The sequence below is a fragment of the Shewanella frigidimarina genome (assembly GCF_003797125.1).
Taxonomy (GTDB): domain Bacteria; phylum Pseudomonadota; class Gammaproteobacteria; order Enterobacterales; family Shewanellaceae; genus Shewanella; species Shewanella frigidimarina.
This window is the reverse complement of record NZ_RKKE01000012.1, coordinates 35,539-53,362: the sequence shown is the minus strand read 5'-3', so window position 1 is coordinate 53,362 and position 17,824 is coordinate 35,539. Positions and strand designations below refer to the sequence as shown.

Here is a 17,824-nt window from a genome sequence, read left to right as displayed (position 1 = left end):
CAACCCCGACAATTACATTGCCGATATAAGGTTCTAGAATGAGTAATAAGTCATCTTTACTGGCACCTATCTTTTTATGAGCTACAACTTCCCCTTTAGAATCAATGATACAGACATAAAGTAAACGTGCATGTAAATCGATACCACAGTAGTATGGATGTGAGTTATTATAAAATCTCATTGAGCTTTCTCCTGTTGGTTTAGTCACCTTAAGCATACCGCTGATGCGGCTTGCTAGGGAGGGGCTCAATGAGTATCAAGGCCAGTCAGCAGGACGCTCGCAAGCTCGCGCCTCTGCTGGCGGCGTTATGCAAAATAATCACAAGGATCCTCAATGAATCCCCCTAGAGTATTTGTCTCATATTCACATGATTCTGCAGGCCACAAAAAATGGGTTTTAGATTTTGCCACTACTCTGAGAAACAGAGGGGCAGATGCAGTTCTGGATCAATGGGATTTAAAGCCAGGTGATGATCTTCCTCACTTTATGGAAACTCAGCTTGCAACTGCTGACTATGTTGTCATGGTCTGTACTGAGAAGTATGTTGAAAAGGCTAATTCCGGCGAAGGCGGTGTCGGATACGAAAAAATGATTATGACATCATCATTACTATCAAAAATAGATAGCAATAAAGTCATCCCCATAATTAGACAAGAAGGAACTGATCATCGACCTACATTTCTAAAGTCAAAATTATACATAAATTTTTCAAATGACTCAGAACTTGAATACAGTCTTGACGATCTGTTGCGTGTTATTCTGAACGCCCCTTTATACGAAAAGCCAGAACTAGGTAAAAGTCCTTTCAAACCACTGGAGAGTGCTCGCCCAGATAGAACTTCAGATGGTGTTAAAGAGCTTATGAAGTCCGTGGCTAAATGTTATGAGCGAAGAGAATACGATTACATTTGGTTTAAAAGTATCGTCGATATGGTTTCTATGCATAGACTTACGTTAGATAAATACATAGAAGAAGCCGTTAACAAAGGTCTTCTAGAGTGGCACGGCAATGATGCAATTAATATAACAACTGATGGTGTTAACTATTTAGAGACTCACGAGATTATAGGTGGGTAATGAAATGCATAATAAAATTGGCAGTTTTACTGGAATTACCGCGTTAGTAATTTCAATGATTTCACTATATTTTTCTTATCAAGGTAGTTTAGATCGTAAGGAATATTTGAGGTTGTCGATAAACCCTATATCTTCTGGTTACGAGTCAACAATTAAAGCTCCCGTTGGGGAGTTAATACCGGCACTTCTATCTACTAAGTGGGATATTGTAATTACAAATACTAGCGATAGAACAACAACCATTTTAGAAAGTGATATTTATTTACATGGTGAAAATGGACGAAAAGAATACTCAGGGATGGTTCAAGGTATTTATACATCTGATGATAAAAGCTTATATCTCCCACTTACTCTTGAGTCTGGACAACATGTAAAGCTAAAAGCAACTATTGGCTATGAAATGTCTGATACAGCATATCATTTACTTGAAAAATCATATGATTTATCAAAATCAGTAACAATAGATGAAATTCAAAAATTTTTGTGTAGTTATAGAATCGATTTTAGAGGAAATGAGGCTAAGTGTTCCAATGGGTTAAGAACGGTCAATTATAATTCAAATAGCTTACTTTATATATTTAGTGTATCTACAGCCCGTGATAACAATTTCCAAACGGCAGGATTTTGGTACAAAGTAAGAACTACGTATTAGAAACTTAACAAGGCGTTTAAATGCAACAAAAAAACAGTAGGTTATGCTTCGATTTGCTACACATTTCAACCCACAATTTTAGTCCGCTTAACGCGGCGTTACACATAGAAATTTTAACCTGAAACTCACGAATTAGAATTAATGTTCTAACTCGGAAATGTTCATAAATGAGTCAGAAGCCATGATTGAAAATATCTAAATTCAGCTTTGAACTTGAGACCGTTGAAGAAAATAGCGTGAAGCTCACATGGATGTGAGCTTAGCTTTCGCGGTACAGGATGTACCATCGGAAGCGATAGCATTTTCGAATAAGGCCGAAGCAGCCTGCAAATGTGGGGCAAAGTTAAATCTGACCCCATGGCGACTTTTCGCAGCTCTTGTTTTATAAATAGCGAAATGTTGCGGGGCGGCTGGGAGTTCCAAGAGGGAACAGCCGTTGGTTTCCTCTTGGTCTGGTGTGGGCGAAGCGCCACGACGTTAGTGGCCGCAGGCCATAAAGTACATAAGTACAAAACTAAAAAACACCTGAATCCCGGCTCAAAAGCATTACCGGGATGACGTGAGAGTTGGGATGACGTGAGAGTTGGGACGACAAGGAGGCTGTTAGCAATCATCTATTCATATATGAGCATAAGCTAAACCTAATCAGGTTGTGTAAACATTATTTGGATCAAGCGAAATTAGATATGATTACAATCCCGAAACCTTGGTACATGTATTAACGTTCTCTGGTGTGCAGAATGTGATAGGTGTGTAAATTATTTTGTCATATTTTTGTTCTGTTACAATTTTATACAGCGTCAAAATGGCTTGCCTTCCCATTTCATATGGGTCTTGACCAATATTGATATGAACAAGATTATCTTTCAACATCGTTAATTGTTCAGAGGATGTATCCGTAATAACAATGATGATCTTGTTGTTATTTATTTTTGCCTGGTACGGTGCAATCATTTTACGGTAACGTGCTTGGTCATTTTGCGGCCAACCACCAACAGCAATAAAAGAGTCTGCTTTAACAGGCTTACCTTTCATTACAGACTCCATTTGATTAACAGATAGAGGCAGTTGATCAAAATTAAAGAAAGGTTCTCTAACTTCAGTCCAGCCCGAATCGTTATTAAGCAATTCTCCAGGAGGTGTATCGTATATTTTTCCCGATAATGCGGAACGGACCCCCATCAGTCTTAAATTCAGATTGGGAGAATCTGGTCGCCCAGATTGCATTATTAGCGTCCCGCCATTAGGCCGAAGTTTTTTTAACTCTTCACCTAATGATTTACCCAATTCAAAATTATCAGTGCCTATATAGGCTAGACGTATATTATTAGGGTCTTCGTTGATTGAAGCATCAAAATCAGAGTCATAGGTAATAATCGGTATGCCTGCTTCATTAGCTCTCTTCAGGCTATTTTTAACGAGATATTTAGATTGTGTAACGGCTACAGCAATACCATCTATACCTTCATCAATCAGTTGATTTATTACCTGATCTTGCATCCTAACATTACTTATATCTGGTCCACGATATATGCATTCCACGCCTTTTATTTGAGCTGCAGCATCTATACAGCCAGCTTTGCTTTGATCAAAAAAAACACTATGAAATTTAGGTACCACGGCAAGTTTCAATTCTTTTCCATAGACAGAAGATATGGTTATTAGACTAAAGGCAACAAACAATACAAGTGATCTCACCACACTCCCTCCTGAAATAAATTATTATGCGACTCTGCTTATACTAGCATATAGCAAAGAAATTCATTTAAAGATACCCGCTGAAACGTATTCCTGAACATATCAGTGTGAGCTAATCGATATTGTTGTGTTTTGAACGCCCCCATGACGACCTTTTCGCAGCTGTTGTTTTAAGTCAATAGAGAAAATATTGCGGGGCGGCAGGGCCAATTTTTTGTTAAAGAGTTAAAAGAGTTAAGAGGGAACAGCTGTTGGTTTCCTCTTGGTCTGGTGTGGGCGAAGCACCACGACGTTAGTGGCCGCAGGGCATATCTAAAAAAGACGCTTTATCCGTAAGTGGGTTAACCAAACTGGACCTTAGCGCTTTTATAGCCGTCATTATTTATCGATATCGATTTAATAAAAAAGCAGATGCTATAATCAGTATCTGCTTTTTATTACGTTAACAATTAATCACTTAAGCGGTTATGATCTTTGAGGGTTAACTACTTTTGCGGGGTAATTAAATACTTCTCACCGGTAGCCTGTTTTGAATAACCCGCTATCGATTTTAATTGTAATACCTCAGCCAATGACACTTCATGGGTGTAGTGGCTTGCAAATGTGGTGGTGATTTCATCTGCAACACGTTTACGCATTGCCATAACCGTTTTAGTGCCTAATTTTCCGATCGCATTGAATAATAAGAATCCATTAACACCCCATGCAAAACCAAAGTTACGGTTAAGCGTAATAGGGCCGCGGTCTAATGCGCCATAAATATAAACTTGTTTGAAAGTGTCAGAACCATAAACGCTGTGTTCTTTCATATCACGCGCTGCAGCCACTTCCATACAGTTAAGAATGTCACTGGTTAGTTTACCGCCGCCAATTGGGTCAAATGCAATCGTTGCACCTGTTTCAATTATCGCTGCGGTTAAGTCAGCTAGGAAAGTATCACTGCTTGAGTTAACAATATATTTAGCGCCCATGTCACGTAGTAGTGTTTCTTGTTCTGCTTTACGGACGATGTTAATTAAATCGACACCATCGGCAATACAAATACGGTTTAACATTTGGCCGAGGTTAGACGCAGCCGCTGCATGAATGATGGCTTTATGGCCTTCAGCACGCATTGTTTCGACCATCGCTAATGCGGTGAGCGGGTTAACAAAAGAAGATGCGCCTTCTTTAGCCGTAGTACCGTTTGTTAATTCTAAGCAGCTTTGCACATTGGCACAGAGATATTGGCGATACGTACCACCGCCAATAACAGCAACAGTTTTACCCATTAATGCTTGCGCTGCAGGCGATGAACCCGCTGCGACAACGGTACCAGCACCTTCATTACCCACAGGAATGGCTTTACCGACTCGGGTTTTAACTGCTGACATAAATTTAGCCGGAACATCGGCAACAATAGTTGGGCTTTGTTCAGTGCCTGCTTGTGCCGCTGTTGTCATATCCGCGACGCTAAATAGCACCGCTAAGTCCGACGGGTTTAATGGTGCAGCTTCAATGCGAATAACCACTTCATCGGCACCTGGTTGTGGCATGTCGATGTGTTTTAATGCGAGTGTTAATTTATTGTCTTCGCTGATTAATGAAGTCAGTTGAATATTGGTATCTGTCATTGGGATCTGCTCCTGCAAAATAATTAATTTTTTAAGCCAATCATTTTAATGTGTCGGCTATGTTCTGTTTGTAATTCAAATCAGACATCAGTATTAGATGTTTTTATACCTACTATCAATTCGTTAGAGTAAGTGTTATCCGGCGTTCGCGGCTTGGATTTGAGCTTTCACTTTTTGCATAAAGTCGGGCATGTTTGCTAGGCGATCAGCTTCTACCTGTTGGGCAATAACCGTTTGGCTCATGGCATCGTTCCACTGTTTCATGCCTGGTATTTCTGCCAGTACATCCCAGTTAAGCTGGCTCGAGCCAAACGCGCTAACAATGGTGTTGACGTAATAAACGTAGATGTCAGCCATGGTGAATTGTTCACCGGCAATCCAAGGTGAAAACTGGCACAAGCGACTTAAGGCTGTAACGCCACGGGTTAATACCTGGCGGACTTCAGTTTTAACCGACTCTGGTATTTCAGCGCCTGAAAACACATAAGGTATGAGTCGTCTGCTAGGCAGTTCAAAATACAACTCTGCCATTTTCATTATTTGACGTACAACAGCACGTTCTCCTGCATTGTCAGGATATAGCGGAATGGCAGGGGAGGTTTCTTCGATAAAGTCACAGATGACACTCGACTCTGACAGGTAAAGACCTTCTTGCGTTGTGATTACAGGTACTTTGCCAGCGGGGCTGATTGCCAATAGCTCTTCACTACCACCGTAAATAAGGTTTTCTGTAAATGGCAGTTGTTTATATAGCAGTACATGTTTCACTAGGTTGTAATAGTTGCTAGCGGCAAAACCGTGCAAAGTCATCATAAGTCAGTAGTCCATCATTAACGTGAAAGTTGTTGTTAATTGCCGAAAAATGCAATTAAGGTCCTTGTATTTAACACGCTGCAACAGGATCAAGGTTGCAATGCTTAAGTTAACGCCATTATTACTGGTTTTAATTTGGTTATATATAAGGAAAAATGCTAATCACTATTGCTTTAAAGACAACAATAGGACGAGAATAAAACAAGAATAAGATCAGAATATTAACTATTCATTTAAGGGAGAAGTGAGTTGGATCAACTACGTGCCATGCGGTATTTCAGTAAAGTGGTCGAAACAGGCAGTTTTACCAAAGCGGCGAGTGCGTTTAATGTGCCGCCATCATCTTTGTCGAGACGCGTTGCTGATTTAGAAAAGAGTTTGGGAGCGACGTTATTAAAGCGTTCGACCCGAATTGTTAAACTAACCGAAGTGGGGCAGATTTATTACAACGATGTCCAACAAATATTAAACCAACTAGCGCAAAGCCATGAAACAGTTCGTAGTTATCAAACAACACCAATGGGGCGTTTGCGGATCAGTTCGATGGTAGGGTTTGGTGACAAGATATTACTGCCGTTGTTAGATGAATTCAGCACGTTATACCCTCAAATTGTTTTAGATGTCAGTTTTAGCGACGAGTTATCAACACTTGGACGTGACGATGTTGATATTGCTATTCGCGGTGGTTATGCGCCCAATGAACGCGTGTTAGCAATAAGACTGATGGACAATGGTTTCATTCCTGTGGCGTCACCAAGTTACATAGAAAAACACGGTATACCAAATAATGCGATGGAATTAACGCAACATAATGGCCTGTATTTTAAAGCACCAACAGGGCCAACTCCTTGGTTATGTAATATGAACGGCCAATGGCATGATGTCTCTGGACCGGCGGTAGCGATTTCAAATAACGGCCCTTGGCTGGCAAAAAAAGCTTGTAACGGAGAGGGCATTTTAATGTCAACTCGATGGGCGTTAGCGTCTTACCTTGAGTCTGGTAAATTGGTAGAGCTTAAGTTTGAACATGAGTTAGCTATAACTCAACATTCTGATATGGCGGTTTATTTGTTATATCAAAAACAGCGCTACTTAGTCCCAAAAGTAAAAGCGGCAGTCGATTTTTTAGTTGAACGAATAAAAGTAAAATGAGGGTTAAAAAACCAATAAAATCTTAAGACGAACAATCAGTGAAGTCATTAATTGCTCAATTGATTGAAATTACTTTGCAGGTGTTAAACACTTCCGTAGCCATATTTTCATTAGGAAAATAGGCATTAACGTTAATGCATTTATGTCTATAAGTGGGTTCGGGGATTAACTCATTTATTCACTACATACAATTCTTTAGCGCAAGCTGTCTTAAATGATATGATATACAGTGATATTTCATCGAAACTAAAACTCAACGAGTGTAGACGTGGCAATTTCGGCCTAACTGTCCGCATGATGAATGTGGAAATTCGATTTATTCATTTGATTAATGTTAGGTGTATTTTTATTCTGTCGTCCTATGTTAGGGCGCACTCCCTTATAGTTTTTCAGCATTACCGGAGACAAAACTCATGACAAACATGAATGTGGATGCCACGCAGTTAACGACTAAACCATCCCAAGATGGTTTTAGCATGCCAGCCGAATGGGCGCAGCAGCAGGCTGTGTGGATGATTTGGCCATATCGTCCTGATAACTGGCGCTCTGCAGGTGCTTATGCTCAGGCGACATTTGCCAAGGTAGCAGATGCCATTGGTGCGGTTACCCCTGTTTATATGGGTGTACCCAAGGCATTTTTGGCACAAGCCAAGACGGTTATGCCTGCTCACGTTACTTTGGTCGAAATAGATAGCAACGATTGCTGGGCTCGCGATACCGGACCTACAGTAGTTGTCAATGCCAAGGGCGAATGCCGTGGTGTTGACTGGGGCTTTAATGCCTGGGGCGGCGATAACGGTGGTTTGTATTCACCATGGGATAAGGACGAGCAAGTCGCGCAAAAGATGCTAACTCAGCATGGTTTTGATCGTTATCAGGCTCCGCTTATTCTTGAAGGTGGTTCTATTCATGTCGACGGTGAAGGCACTTGCATGACCACGGCTGAATGTTTACTTAACAGCAACCGCAACCCCGATTTGACTCGTGAACAGATAGAAGCATTACTGGCTGAATATTTAAATGTTAAGCAGTTTATCTGGTTGCCAGACGGCGTGTACATGGACGAGACTGACGGACACATTGATAATATATGCTGTTTTGCTCGCCCAGGCGAAGTGGTTTTACATTGGACTGATGATCAAAGTGATCCGCAATATCCTCGGTCAAAAGCCGCTTTGGATATTTTGCAAAATACTGTTGATGCACAAGGGCGTAAGTTAACAGTTCATCTAATACCACAGCCTGGTCCTTTATATTGCACAGAAGAAGAAGCGCAAGGTGTAGCAGAAGGAACTGGTGTTCCGCGCACAGCGGGTGAACGTTTAGCGGGTTCTTATGCGAACTTTTTAATTACCAACAATCGTATTGTTTTCCCGTTACTCGACCCGGCAACCGACGAAATTGCTGCACAGAAATTGCAGGAAATTTTCCCTGAGTATGAGATTGTCGGTGTGCCTGCCCGTGAGATTTTATTAGGTGGTGGTAATATCCATTGTATTACTCAACAGATCCCTTCTGGAAAATAAGTAACCGCGAAGGAGAACATAATGATCATTTATATCACTGTTGTTTCAACACTTTTGGCTTTTAAGAAGAGGTCGTAACATGTTCGAAGTCACTGAGGTTTCTATTGCCGAGCTGCGTGCAGCCCTCGAATCCGGTCGCACCACAGCGGTTGAGTTAGTGAAGTCTTATTTAGCTCGGGTTGAGGTTTATGACGGCCCCGCGACGCAGACTAAGCTGAATGCACTGGTTGTTCACAACCCCGATGCCATCAAAGAAGCTGAGGCTTCTGATGCTCGCCGAGCTCGTGGTGAAACACTGAGCCCGCTCGATGGTATTCCTTACACTACGAAGGATAGCTACTTAGTTAAAGGGCTCACTGCGGCTTCTGGTAGTCCAGCGTTTAAGGACTTAATTGCTCAATACGATGCATTTGCCGTTGAACGTCTGCGCGAAGCGGGGGCTATTTGCTTGGGCAAAACCAACATGCCACCTATGGCTAATGGTGGTATGCAACGCGGTCATTACGGCCGTGCCGAAAGCCCATACAATGCTAATTATCTTACCGCTCCCTTTGCCTCAGGTTCTTCCAATGGCGCGGGTACAGGTACGGCGGCAAGCTATTCTGCTTTCGGCCTAGCCGAAGAAACATGGTCGAGCGGTCGTGGGCCAGCATCTAACAACGGCCTGTGTGCTTATACTCCATCACGCGGTGTTATTTCCGTGCGTGGTAACTGGCCGTTGACACCGACTATGGATGTTGTGGTGCCTTACACCCGTACTATGGCGGATATGCTTGAAGTGCTTGACGTTATCGTGGCAGACGACCCTATTACTCGTGGTGATTTATGGCGTCTACAACCTTGGGTTGAGCTCCCAAAAGCATCAACCGTGCGTCCAACATCTTATCTGGCTCTTGCCGCTCAAGCCGATACGCTTAAAGGCAAGCGTTTTGGGGTGCCGCGCATGTACATCAATAAAGATGAATTGGCTGGCACCAGCGAAAACCCTGGCATCGGCGGCCCGACTGGTCAGCGCATCAATACTCGTGCGTCAGTTATCGACTTATGGGAAGCAGCACGCTCAGCGCTGGAGTCTGCCGGAGCTGAAGTCATTGAAGTCGATTTTCCGCTGGTTTCTAACTGTGAAGGTGATCGCCCTGGAGCGCCGACCGTGTTCAATCGCGGCATCGTCACCCCTGAGTTTCTCGATGATGAGCTATGGGCACTATCAGGCTGGGCTTTAGATGAGTTCTTGCGTGCTAATAATGATCCTAAACTGAATAAACTGGCAGACGTCAACGGTCATTTGATTTTCCCGCATGATCTTGGCACCTTGCCCAATCGTGAGGGCGACCTTGCTGCTGGCATGGATGAATATGTCAATATGGCCAAAAGAGGCCTTAAGTCGTATAACCAAATCGACAGCATACCGGATGGTCTGCGCGGCTTAGAGAAGACACGCAAACTGGATCTGGAAGACTGGATGGACGAGCTAAAACTTGATGCAGTGTTATTCCCAACGGTGGCAGACGTGGGTCCGGCAGATGCACAGGTTAATCCAGCTTCTGCCGACATTGCGTGGAGTAATGGTGTTTGGGTTGCCAACGGTAACCTTGCTATTCGCCACTTAGGTGTACCGACTGTGACTGTGCCAATGGGCGTAATGGCCGACATTGGCATGCCAGTAGGTTTGACTTTTGCAGGCCGTGCTTATGATGACAACGACTTGCTTCGTTTTGCGAGTGCATTTGAGGCAACGGGCAGCAAGCGCGTTATTCCTCATCGCACGCCAGTGCTAAGCAGTAAGTAACAATTTCTAAGCTCTAGGCACTAAGCACTATGCACTATGCATTAAAAACTGAAAACGGGATTGGCTCCAGTACGCCAATCCCGTTTTTTATGGCAACGTAAATGCTCGTTTAAAACATGTTCCATATCTACTCTGGGTCATATGCCAATAAACGACCTCTGCCACGAAATCTAACCAGATGTCCTTAAGTTCAGCGTTGAATTTGTCCATTTTCAAATAAAGAACACTAACTTGTTTTGTACTAAAGTGAGTTAGATCTAGTGCTTTTCTTCTTTTCATTATAAAAGAAAATTGATATCGCTTTACTACAAATACCATTGTGTTTTGTGTAAATGGTGTAATCGAACAAGCTGGTTTTATATAAAGTTATAACGAGTTTAGGCCTATTGCTAATCAAATAATCCAGCCAGTCGGTCTAAAGTAGGGCTGTGAAATTTTGTGGCCTAACTTAATATATTGTTATTGTGTACAATAAATTTCACAGGTAGTTTTGTTAACACTTTATATTGCAAAACTCGGTTTGTTTTGAGTGTCACTAATAATTTATCATTTACACCAAAGGCGTAGTAAGTATAAGTCTCTTTTAATCAATAACTTAAGTGGCTTACTTTATAGGATTCTCTGTTCAATAAGCGTTAGTTGTTCGTTACCGTCAGTAAGTGTTAGTAAGGATTTGACTATTAAAATTGATAATAAGATGCGATTTGTTGCTCGATTATTTTGTGTTGTCTTTACCATAACGGTTATCGACATGTTGATAGAAGGCGGATATAAGTACCAAAATACAGGGAGTGTGTATTATGTATCTGCAAGCTCTAATCCAGGTAAGTTTTACTTTGCAGTTGTGTGGCAATCTTTAATTGTATGTGTTTCATTTTATTTCGGCTTTGTTGTGAAGTTGAAAGAAGCCACAAAGGAAGATAATAACAACAAACCTTAATTTCCGCTTGGGTAAGCGTAGAAATTAATATGGCCACGATTATTGGATTATCATAAACATGGCTAGTGTTTTTAGTTTAATTGATTCGAGTTAATTAAGCTGATAAGTTACTAACGTTATTAACAATTATCGTAATTTGAATGTTGAGTGTTACTGGGCTTCTCAGGACGTTTAGCTGCATTCTCACTAATCCGCTGTTCGCTTACTCAAGGACGTCAAATGAATCGCATGATAGTTTTAATCTTATTAGTATTTTTTTCTTGTACGGCAACAGCCGATACAAATGTTGATAGTCAAAATGTAACAAGAGCGGTGCTCGACTATATAGAATCGCAACACAACGTCGAGCCGGAGTTGATGAGAAGAGGCGTTGATAAAAAGTTAGCTAAAAGAACTTATTGGCAATCTAAAGATGGCTCAGAAATTATAATGGAAACTGACTTTGACACTATGGTGTGGGTGGCTGAAAACTATAACAAAGAGGGTAATAAATTCCCGTCATCTCCTAAAGTTGATATCAATATTTTGGATATTGATAATAGAGTTGCATCGGTAAAATTAACCGTCGATGATTGGATTGATTGCATGCATCTATATAAAAATGAAAATAATGAGTGGAAAATAATTAACGTTTTGTGGCAATACAATGATCCGGCAAAACATTCGAGTAAACCGTAAATATAACACACTATGGCATCTTACTTTTCTTAACGACTACAAATAGTGCCAATGGTGAGTTTTGGACTTAGGCTCTAATCCCTTACAACCCAATGGTCTACAAAGTGATCAAATCATATTGTCAGTCGCTGGTGGATTCACTCCAATATGAATTATGTCTATTATGGATAATCGCGCTGATCAAACCACAATCAATTAACAGCCAAATTCATGGGCTGATTCTAGCCTGTTAAGTTCAATTTTCTAATATCTGCCAATGGAATGGCCAATGTGACTATTGTAAAATAGTATTCCTATTAATAACTTGATATTGTTCTGTTGGGCTTAAAGGTTCCTTTATCGCGAATGTTAAAGGTCCGTTTTTATAGATGATGTGGGTATTAAATGATTGATGCTGTTTGTACTTATGGTGGGCAAAGACACACTTTTTCAATTTTGAAATTTCAGGCGTTACCTGAAACTGAAATTGAAAAATGTAGGCAGTTTTTACAATGCCCAGAGTGCGAAGGAAAGGCTTACTATCGTAAGAGAAGCTCAGACGGTAAAGCGGCGTGTTTTGGCTCTCGATATCATGTTGCAGGATGCGATGAAGGCCATCCTTCAACTCAACGAGACCGAGAGACCAGACATAGTGTAGAAGTGAATAAGGTCATTTCTGATACTCATATTATTAGCATTGATTTCATGTTATCAAACACCAAAAAGCCAGTTACTGAGGTGCAAACTGTCGCCGCCACATCAAGCCTCATCTCAACCCGCCTCCCAAAAATCGATAATGCCAGTCGCAAACATGCTGGCAGCAATGAACAAGCTAAGGTCAAAGTATTAGGGCTAGAGAAAATCCTCAATAGCTTAATGCGCGGCAGCGATTTAGCTGAATCGAGTACTTTGATTGAGCTTGATACTGGCTATAAATTTAAAGCCAAGAATTTATTTGTTAACTTTGCTGAGGCTGAGCCAAGTGCTAATGCCAAAGAGGCAAAGCCTAAAATGTACTGGGGTACTATTTCACATCTAGATAAAGAGCTTGATTGGTTGAATCCATCTGATTGTACTGATGTTGGCATTCCTATCTCAAAATATAAATCGATAATATTGGAACGTTTCAATGTATCGGAAGGGCGTCAGTTAGAAGGTGCGGGGATTATTTTGTTTGGAAAATGTTTTTGGAACTCAAAGAAGACTCGCAAGATCATTGAACTGTGGAATGCTGACAGAATTTTTATTTCAATACTAGAAGACTAATCTGCAATAAGCCGTTTAGCCATTAAAGATATATTGGCTTATATCACAATGTGTTGCTTACAAAATTGAAGCAGCTTTTTCATCAATGGCATGTTTTGGTTTCCAGTCGAGTTTGATCCCCTTACTGCACTTTTGCTATTAGATTGACCTTTAAGTCGATCTTCTCTTATTTTGCGCCGTTCATCGGCACGGTTCGCGACTTCAGCGAACTGTTGTCGTTGTGCCAATGTCATACTTGCCATAAAGCTCCGAAAAGGAACTTTGGGCGTGGCAGCGGCTAGATTGGTTTTTGGTGTGCTACACATAGTCATACTCTAGTTTGCAAATGGTGGTGTACTTAATAAGACCGACAAGAGTGAGATTACATTTCATTTGTGGCGTAATTTATATTTGGCGGGCGATATCATCGCATGAGCACTCTGAGATTTTTATCATTTTCACAGTGACCAAAAGTATTTTTTGAACAACGGTTTCGCTAAATGCTTAGTGATTATTTCAATAGCTTTTATTGAGAGTAAAAAAGCCCTGAGACGATAATGGCTCAGGGCTTAGATTGTTTGTCATCTTAACTAGTAAGGTGTGTTAAATCTGTTTTGGTTTAGCGCTCAAATTCGGGTTTTGTTAAATACGAGCCATACGTTTGAGCAGTAACAACCACAATACAGGGAGCAGTAAGATATAGAAAAACAGCACTTTTGCACCGATATCACCGTAAAACAAGGTGTTGTTTACAAACCTCACAATACCCATAGGATCCCATGGCATGTAATGAATATTGCCGTGCAATAACATGGCACCTAAAATCACTATGGTGATGGCTATCCATTGTCTTGCTGCCTCGTAACTTTTGACTAGAAATGCAGGAATTAACGCGGCTAAGCCGATACCAATAAAGTTCTGTGCAAGGTGAGCCAGTAATGGATATTCACTGCTATTTAATCGCCACAATAAGTTGCCGGCAGCAGACTGGCCGATTGCCACTATGCTCAATGCATAATAGCCAATGCTAATGCACAGGCTGAGTATGACTAATTTGATGATATTCATTTATTTCCTTATCGTTTGAACATTCCATAACATTTTTTGCAAAGCGTTTTAGCAGCTCAGTAGAGACTACTTTTGTAATATTGCATTATATCGGCTAAAGGCCGCATCAAGATCGGCAATTAAATCGTCGGCATCTTCAAGTCCAATGTGTAAGCGTATTAATGGTTTACTGCTGTCCCATTGGGTAGCGGTACGGATATTGTTAATTCCGAATACCCCTAAGATTAAGCTTTCGAAACCGCCCCATGAAAAGCCCATTTTAAAATGGTCCATGTTTTCAACAAAAGCTGTGACTGACGCTAAGTCGCCTTGCTTAAGTACAAACGAGAACAAACCATTACCGCTGCTAAAATCGCGTTTAAAAAACTCGTGACCTGGGCAAGTATCAAATGCTGGATGACGGACATGATCCACTTCTGCACGAGTCGCCAACCAATTAGCCACTTTTAAGGCATTTTTATTATGTTGTGCCATACGTACTCCTAAGGTACGCAAGCCTCGCGCGGCTAAATAGACGTCATCTGGCGAGGTCGTTTGGCCCATTAAGTAACTGTTTTCGCGCAGTTGTTCCCAATGCTGTTCATTGGCAGTGGCGGTACCCATCATGACATCTGAATGGCCGACAATGTACTTGGTGGCGGCTTGAATAGAGATGTCGACACCCATATCAAATGGACGAGAATTAATCGGTGAAGCCCAGGTATTATCCAGCATTACAATGACATCATGTTCGTGAGCGATACGGCAAAGCGATGGTACATCCTGCACTTCCATGGTGATAGAACCTGGTGATTCTAAAAATAATACCTTGGTGTTAGGACGAATTAACTCACGAATGCCTGCGCCAATCATTGGGTCGTAATAGGTGGTTTCGATACCAAAGCCCGCGAGCATTTTATTGCATAAATCGCGGGTTGGTTCATAGGCGGTGTCGACCATTAATAAATGGTCGCCACTTTTTAAAAATGATAACAAAGCGCTGCTGATCGCGCCCGCACCAGAAGGGTATAACGCCGTGCCAGCGCCACCTTCAAGTTCGCATATGGCTCGTTGAAATGAAAAATGGGTTGGGGTGCCGCGACGACCGTAAAACATTTCACCGTTGGTTTTGTTTTTAATCGCAAAACGCATCTCATCCATGGTGTCGAACACCACGGTAGAGGCTCTAAATACAGGTGGATTAATAATGCCTTTAGTGAACTTTTTTTCGCGGCCAACGCTAACAATTTGGGTGGCCAGTTTATCGTCTTTGCTCATATTCTTATTTCCATTATGTGTAGAGTCCACGGTTTATGTTTTAGCTAATGTTATTAGCAAAATATCAATGACATGGATAAATGCGCTACGGTGAATGATCTACTGATATTCATCATCCTAGCACCAACAAACCTAAATAAAAGCGCCTAAATGCTGTGGTTGACTATTTTTCATCACTCAAGGGTAACGTCAGGCATATTTGAACCCCTTCAATGCCGTTCTCTATCATGTTGGTTGCTTTAATGCTGCCATGGTGGAAGTCGGTAACTAATCGGGCAATGTATAAGCCTAAACCAAGATGAGGCTTACCATTAATACCTTGAGGCCTGATAGACACCATAGATTCAAAAATTTGGCTGTTCATGTCTTTTGGCAGTAAGGGACCGATGTTACTGACTTTTAATATTGCCTGTTTGTGATATTGGGCCAGGCTGACGGTGATGGCGCTGTCGGGCTGATGAAATTCAATGGCATTGTTGATCAGTTTATCCATTAATTGAGCGATGTATTCCGGCACACCGTCGCAAGACATAACTTTGTCTTCAATGTGAACAGCAAACAGTTGGTCTGGATAAGTCATTTGGTAGCCTTGCATACAACCGCTAATCACTTTCTTTAATGAAAAACGACAGCTTTCAGCTTGGGTCAAACTGGCTTCAAGACGAGTTGCTTCGCTTAAGTTATTTAAAATAAGGTGTAAGCGGCTGACACCTTCTTGGGCGCGGCTAACATATTTTTGTGATTGCTCGTCCAGTTGTTGCAAGCCTAAGTGTTCAAGTGAGCTGCGCACCACGGCAACTGGGGTACGCAGTTCGTGCGATAAACGTGACGACATGTTTTCTAAATAATGAGTGTATTGCCCTAGGCGACTGACAATACTTGAAAAGCTGCGTGACAAATCACCAATTTCATCTCGGTTTTTGGATGCGACAATTTGTTGTCTTACTCGGCCCTGGCTGTCGATGGCGAGTTCGGCCTGATCACGTAAACGGCGGATGCGACTTGAAATACTCGAGGCAAAAATAAACAAGGCTAATGTGCCCATGCTCATAATGGTCAAAATAACGTTAAACAGTTTTTCCAGTGCGCGGTTACGCAGGCTGCGAATGCCGTGAGTGGTTTCTTCTGCAATAACAACCCCCATGACTTTATCGTCAATCCATATAGGGCTTGCTGCTGCTAATACTACGGCTTTGTTGTCTGGCGTTAAGCGCCATGTAGAGCCTTGTTTGCCGCTTAAGGCTTTTTCAATATGGCTGCCAGTGAGTTCAGTTGAGTCTTGCAGTGAATCGATAAAGTCTTGTGGCGGACGAGTCAATATTTTGTAGTACAACGGCAGAATATATTGCTGCTTAAAGTGCAGCCAAAACGAGTCAGGTTGATTGACCTCGATATCATCTGCCCAGGTGTTGGACGATGAACGAATATCACCTGATTTTGCCAGCACGCGGCCATGATTATCGACGACCCAAATACGTGAGCTGTTGTGGCTCATGCCTTTAATGATATTTTCAATTTCAGGCGAGGGCACTAATACCGTGCCTAAACTGGCTACTGAGTCGGTGGCAGAGGTACCAATAACATTCACTAATTGACGTGTTTTTGTATCGTTTACATTATGAATCGCAAAACCTAATTTACTGCCTACCATTTCAAGTGGCAGTCTAAATTCAATATTGTATCCCTTGTCTGTTTTTAACCACTGGCCTTGAATACGTGACTCGGGGGTAACGGGCATCGATTGGCTGGGGTCGGCGGGTAATTCAAACGCACTAAGCCAACCACTTTTTGTATTGGCAATAATATAACGCCTGAACTGACCGTCTGGGGATTGAGTAGCCATGACTAAGTGATCGTTTCTATCAATGCGTAAGCTTTTACGGTTACGGAAAATCAGGTTCGGGTCATTAACGTTGAAAAACCCGTATAAATAGCCGCCGTATTTGCCCACCATATGGCTAAAGCTAATATCGATTGGCTCTGTTTCGCTGCGCTGATAAATAACATGTTTGTCTGAATAGTTAAGGGTGCGATGTTGGTATAAATCCCAGTCACTCAGTTTACCGTCGAGTTGAATGGGCCCAGCTAACGGGTAGGCGTATAAATCACGGCCTTTTTCAACTTGGTTTAAAAAGCTGGCTTGGTTGTCAAATAATTTTGGTCGCTCATGTAGCGCCGTAGCAAGCGCTTGAGTGGTGCCTTCAAGGGTTTTTTCTTGGCCATAACGCAGGTACTTTTCCATTTCCCACACATATTCATACCCAAGCCATGGTAGGCAGAGTAAAAACAGCGACAAAATGACGACCTTGGCACGCAGCCCTATCGGTAAATTCATC

The 17,824-nt window shown here is 41.8% G+C and carries 14 protein-coding genes and 1 pseudogene; 7 read left to right on the top strand and 8 right to left on the bottom strand.

Translation table 11 applies throughout. From position 1 onward, the window contains the following. Positions 1 to 181 (bottom strand): annotated as a pseudogene (locus EGC86_RS20270) (IS110 family transposase); the annotation flags it as partial. Between the two features lie 153 nt (positions 182 to 334). On the opposite strand from EGC86_RS20270, the gene EGC86_RS20265 reads away from it, so the two are divergent. Together EGC86_RS20265 and EGC86_RS20260 are read left to right on the top strand one after the other, a co-directional pair. Then, positions 335 to 1,078, top strand: coding sequence for a toll/interleukin-1 receptor domain-containing protein (locus EGC86_RS20265; RefSeq protein WP_123778850.1), 744 nt, complete (start codon positions 335 to 337; stop codon positions 1,076 to 1,078). A 4-nt stretch (positions 1,079 to 1,082) separates the two neighbouring features. Continuing rightward, positions 1,083 to 1,730: a hypothetical protein gene (locus tag EGC86_RS20260; protein WP_123778849.1), complete on the top strand. Its 648-nt coding sequence runs from the start codon at positions 1,083 to 1,085 to the stop codon at positions 1,728 to 1,730. Positions 1,731 to 2,420: 690 nt separating this feature from the next. Here the strand turns inward: EGC86_RS20260 and EGC86_RS20255 are convergent. The 3 genes from EGC86_RS20255 to EGC86_RS20245 all read right to left on the bottom strand — a co-directional run bounded on the left by EGC86_RS20255 (position 2,421) and on the right by EGC86_RS20245 (position 5,854). Continuing rightward, on the bottom strand, positions 2,421 to 3,431 hold the full coding sequence (locus EGC86_RS20255) for a substrate-binding domain-containing protein (protein WP_123778848.1): 1,011 nt from the start codon (positions 3,429 to 3,431) through the stop codon (positions 2,421 to 2,423). A gap of 482 nt (positions 3,432 to 3,913) precedes the next feature. Next, positions 3,914 to 5,041, bottom strand: coding sequence for a zinc-binding dehydrogenase (locus tag EGC86_RS20250; RefSeq protein WP_123778847.1), 1,128 nt, complete (start codon positions 5,039 to 5,041; stop codon positions 3,914 to 3,916). 135 nt (positions 5,042 to 5,176) lie between these two features. Next, positions 5,177 to 5,854: a glutathione S-transferase family protein gene (locus tag EGC86_RS20245; protein ID WP_123778846.1), complete on the bottom strand. Its 678-nt coding sequence runs from the start codon at positions 5,852 to 5,854 to the stop codon at positions 5,177 to 5,179. A 249-nt stretch (positions 5,855 to 6,103) separates the two neighbouring features. Between EGC86_RS20245 and EGC86_RS20240 the strand changes: the two genes are divergently transcribed. From EGC86_RS20240 to EGC86_RS20220, 5 genes are all read left to right on the top strand, one after another. Further along, entirely contained in the window at positions 6,104 to 7,006 is a 903-nt protein-coding gene (locus EGC86_RS20240) for a LysR family transcriptional regulator (RefSeq protein ID WP_041412885.1), read from the top strand. Between the two features lie 413 nt (positions 7,007 to 7,419). Further along, positions 7,420 to 8,532: an agmatine deiminase gene (aguA, locus tag EGC86_RS20235; protein ID WP_123778845.1), complete on the top strand. Its 1,113-nt coding sequence runs from the start codon at positions 7,420 to 7,422 to the stop codon at positions 8,530 to 8,532. 79 nt (positions 8,533 to 8,611) lie between these two features. Then, the gene (locus EGC86_RS20230; RefSeq protein WP_123778844.1) at positions 8,612 to 10,321 is read left to right on the top strand and encodes an amidase; all 1,710 of its coding nucleotides are present in this window, start codon (positions 8,612 to 8,614) and stop codon (positions 10,319 to 10,321) included. Positions 10,322 to 11,480: 1,159 nt separating this feature from the next. Then, on the top strand, positions 11,481 to 11,939 hold the full coding sequence (locus tag EGC86_RS20225) for a nuclear transport factor 2 family protein (RefSeq protein ID WP_123778843.1): 459 nt from the start codon (positions 11,481 to 11,483) through the stop codon (positions 11,937 to 11,939). 384 nt (positions 11,940 to 12,323) lie between these two features. Continuing rightward, on the top strand, positions 12,324 to 13,184 hold the full coding sequence (locus tag EGC86_RS20220) for a hypothetical protein (RefSeq protein WP_123778842.1): 861 nt from the start codon (positions 12,324 to 12,326) through the stop codon (positions 13,182 to 13,184). A 38-nt stretch (positions 13,185 to 13,222) separates the two neighbouring features. On the opposite strand, the gene EGC86_RS20215 is transcribed toward EGC86_RS20220, so the two are convergent. From EGC86_RS20215 to pdsS, 4 genes are all read right to left on the bottom strand, one after another. Further along, complete coding sequence (locus tag EGC86_RS20215; RefSeq protein ID WP_165872471.1) at positions 13,223 to 13,426, bottom strand: hypothetical protein; 204 nt, start codon at positions 13,424 to 13,426, stop codon at positions 13,223 to 13,225. A gap of 379 nt (positions 13,427 to 13,805) precedes the next feature. Further along, positions 13,806 to 14,231, bottom strand: coding sequence for a hypothetical protein (locus tag EGC86_RS20210; protein ID WP_102035753.1), 426 nt, complete (start codon positions 14,229 to 14,231; stop codon positions 13,806 to 13,808). Positions 14,232 to 14,297: 66 nt separating this feature from the next. Beyond that, a complete protein-coding gene (locus EGC86_RS20205; protein ID WP_123778840.1) occupies positions 14,298 to 15,488 on the bottom strand; it encodes a cystathionine beta-lyase in 1,191 nt (396 codons plus the stop codon). A 163-nt stretch (positions 15,489 to 15,651) separates the two neighbouring features. Then, on the bottom strand, positions 15,652 to 17,823 hold the full coding sequence (gene pdsS / locus EGC86_RS20200; protein ID WP_123778839.1) for a proteobacterial dedicated sortase system histidine kinase: 2,172 nt from the start codon (positions 17,821 to 17,823) through the stop codon (positions 15,652 to 15,654). Between the last annotated feature and the right edge of the window lies 1 nt (position 17,824).

Bases quoted from the DNA above. Each gene is read 5' to 3' on its own strand.
- pdsS (WP_123778839.1), bottom strand. From the start codon at position 17,823: ATGAATTTACCGATAGGGCTGCGTGCCAAGGTCGTCATTTTGTCGCTG.
- EGC86_RS20210 (WP_102035753.1), bottom strand. From the start codon at position 14,231: ATGAATATCATCAAATTAGTCATACTCAGCCTGTGCATTAGCATTGGC.
- EGC86_RS20220 (WP_123778842.1), top strand. From the start codon at position 12,324: ATGATTGATGCTGTTTGTACTTATGGTGGGCAAAGACACACTTTTTCA.
- EGC86_RS20215 (WP_165872471.1), bottom strand. From the start codon at position 13,426: ATGGCAAGTATGACATTGGCACAACGACAACAGTTCGCTGAAGTCGCG.
- EGC86_RS20265 (WP_123778850.1), top strand. From the start codon at position 335: ATGAATCCCCCTAGAGTATTTGTCTCATATTCACATGATTCTGCAGGC.
- EGC86_RS20250 (WP_123778847.1), bottom strand. From the start codon at position 5,041: ATGACAGATACCAATATTCAACTGACTTCATTAATCAGCGAAGACAAT.
- EGC86_RS20245 (WP_123778846.1), bottom strand. From the start codon at position 5,854: ATGATGACTTTGCACGGTTTTGCCGCTAGCAACTATTACAACCTAGTG.
- EGC86_RS20225 (WP_123778843.1), top strand. From the start codon at position 11,481: ATGAATCGCATGATAGTTTTAATCTTATTAGTATTTTTTTCTTGTACG.
- EGC86_RS20205 (WP_123778840.1), bottom strand. From the start codon at position 15,488: ATGAGCAAAGACGATAAACTGGCCACCCAAATTGTTAGCGTTGGCCGC.
- EGC86_RS20260 (WP_123778849.1), top strand. From the start codon at position 1,083: ATGCATAATAAAATTGGCAGTTTTACTGGAATTACCGCGTTAGTAATT.
- EGC86_RS20230 (WP_123778844.1), top strand. From the start codon at position 8,612: ATGTTCGAAGTCACTGAGGTTTCTATTGCCGAGCTGCGTGCAGCCCTC.
- aguA (WP_123778845.1), top strand. From the start codon at position 7,420: ATGACAAACATGAATGTGGATGCCACGCAGTTAACGACTAAACCATCC.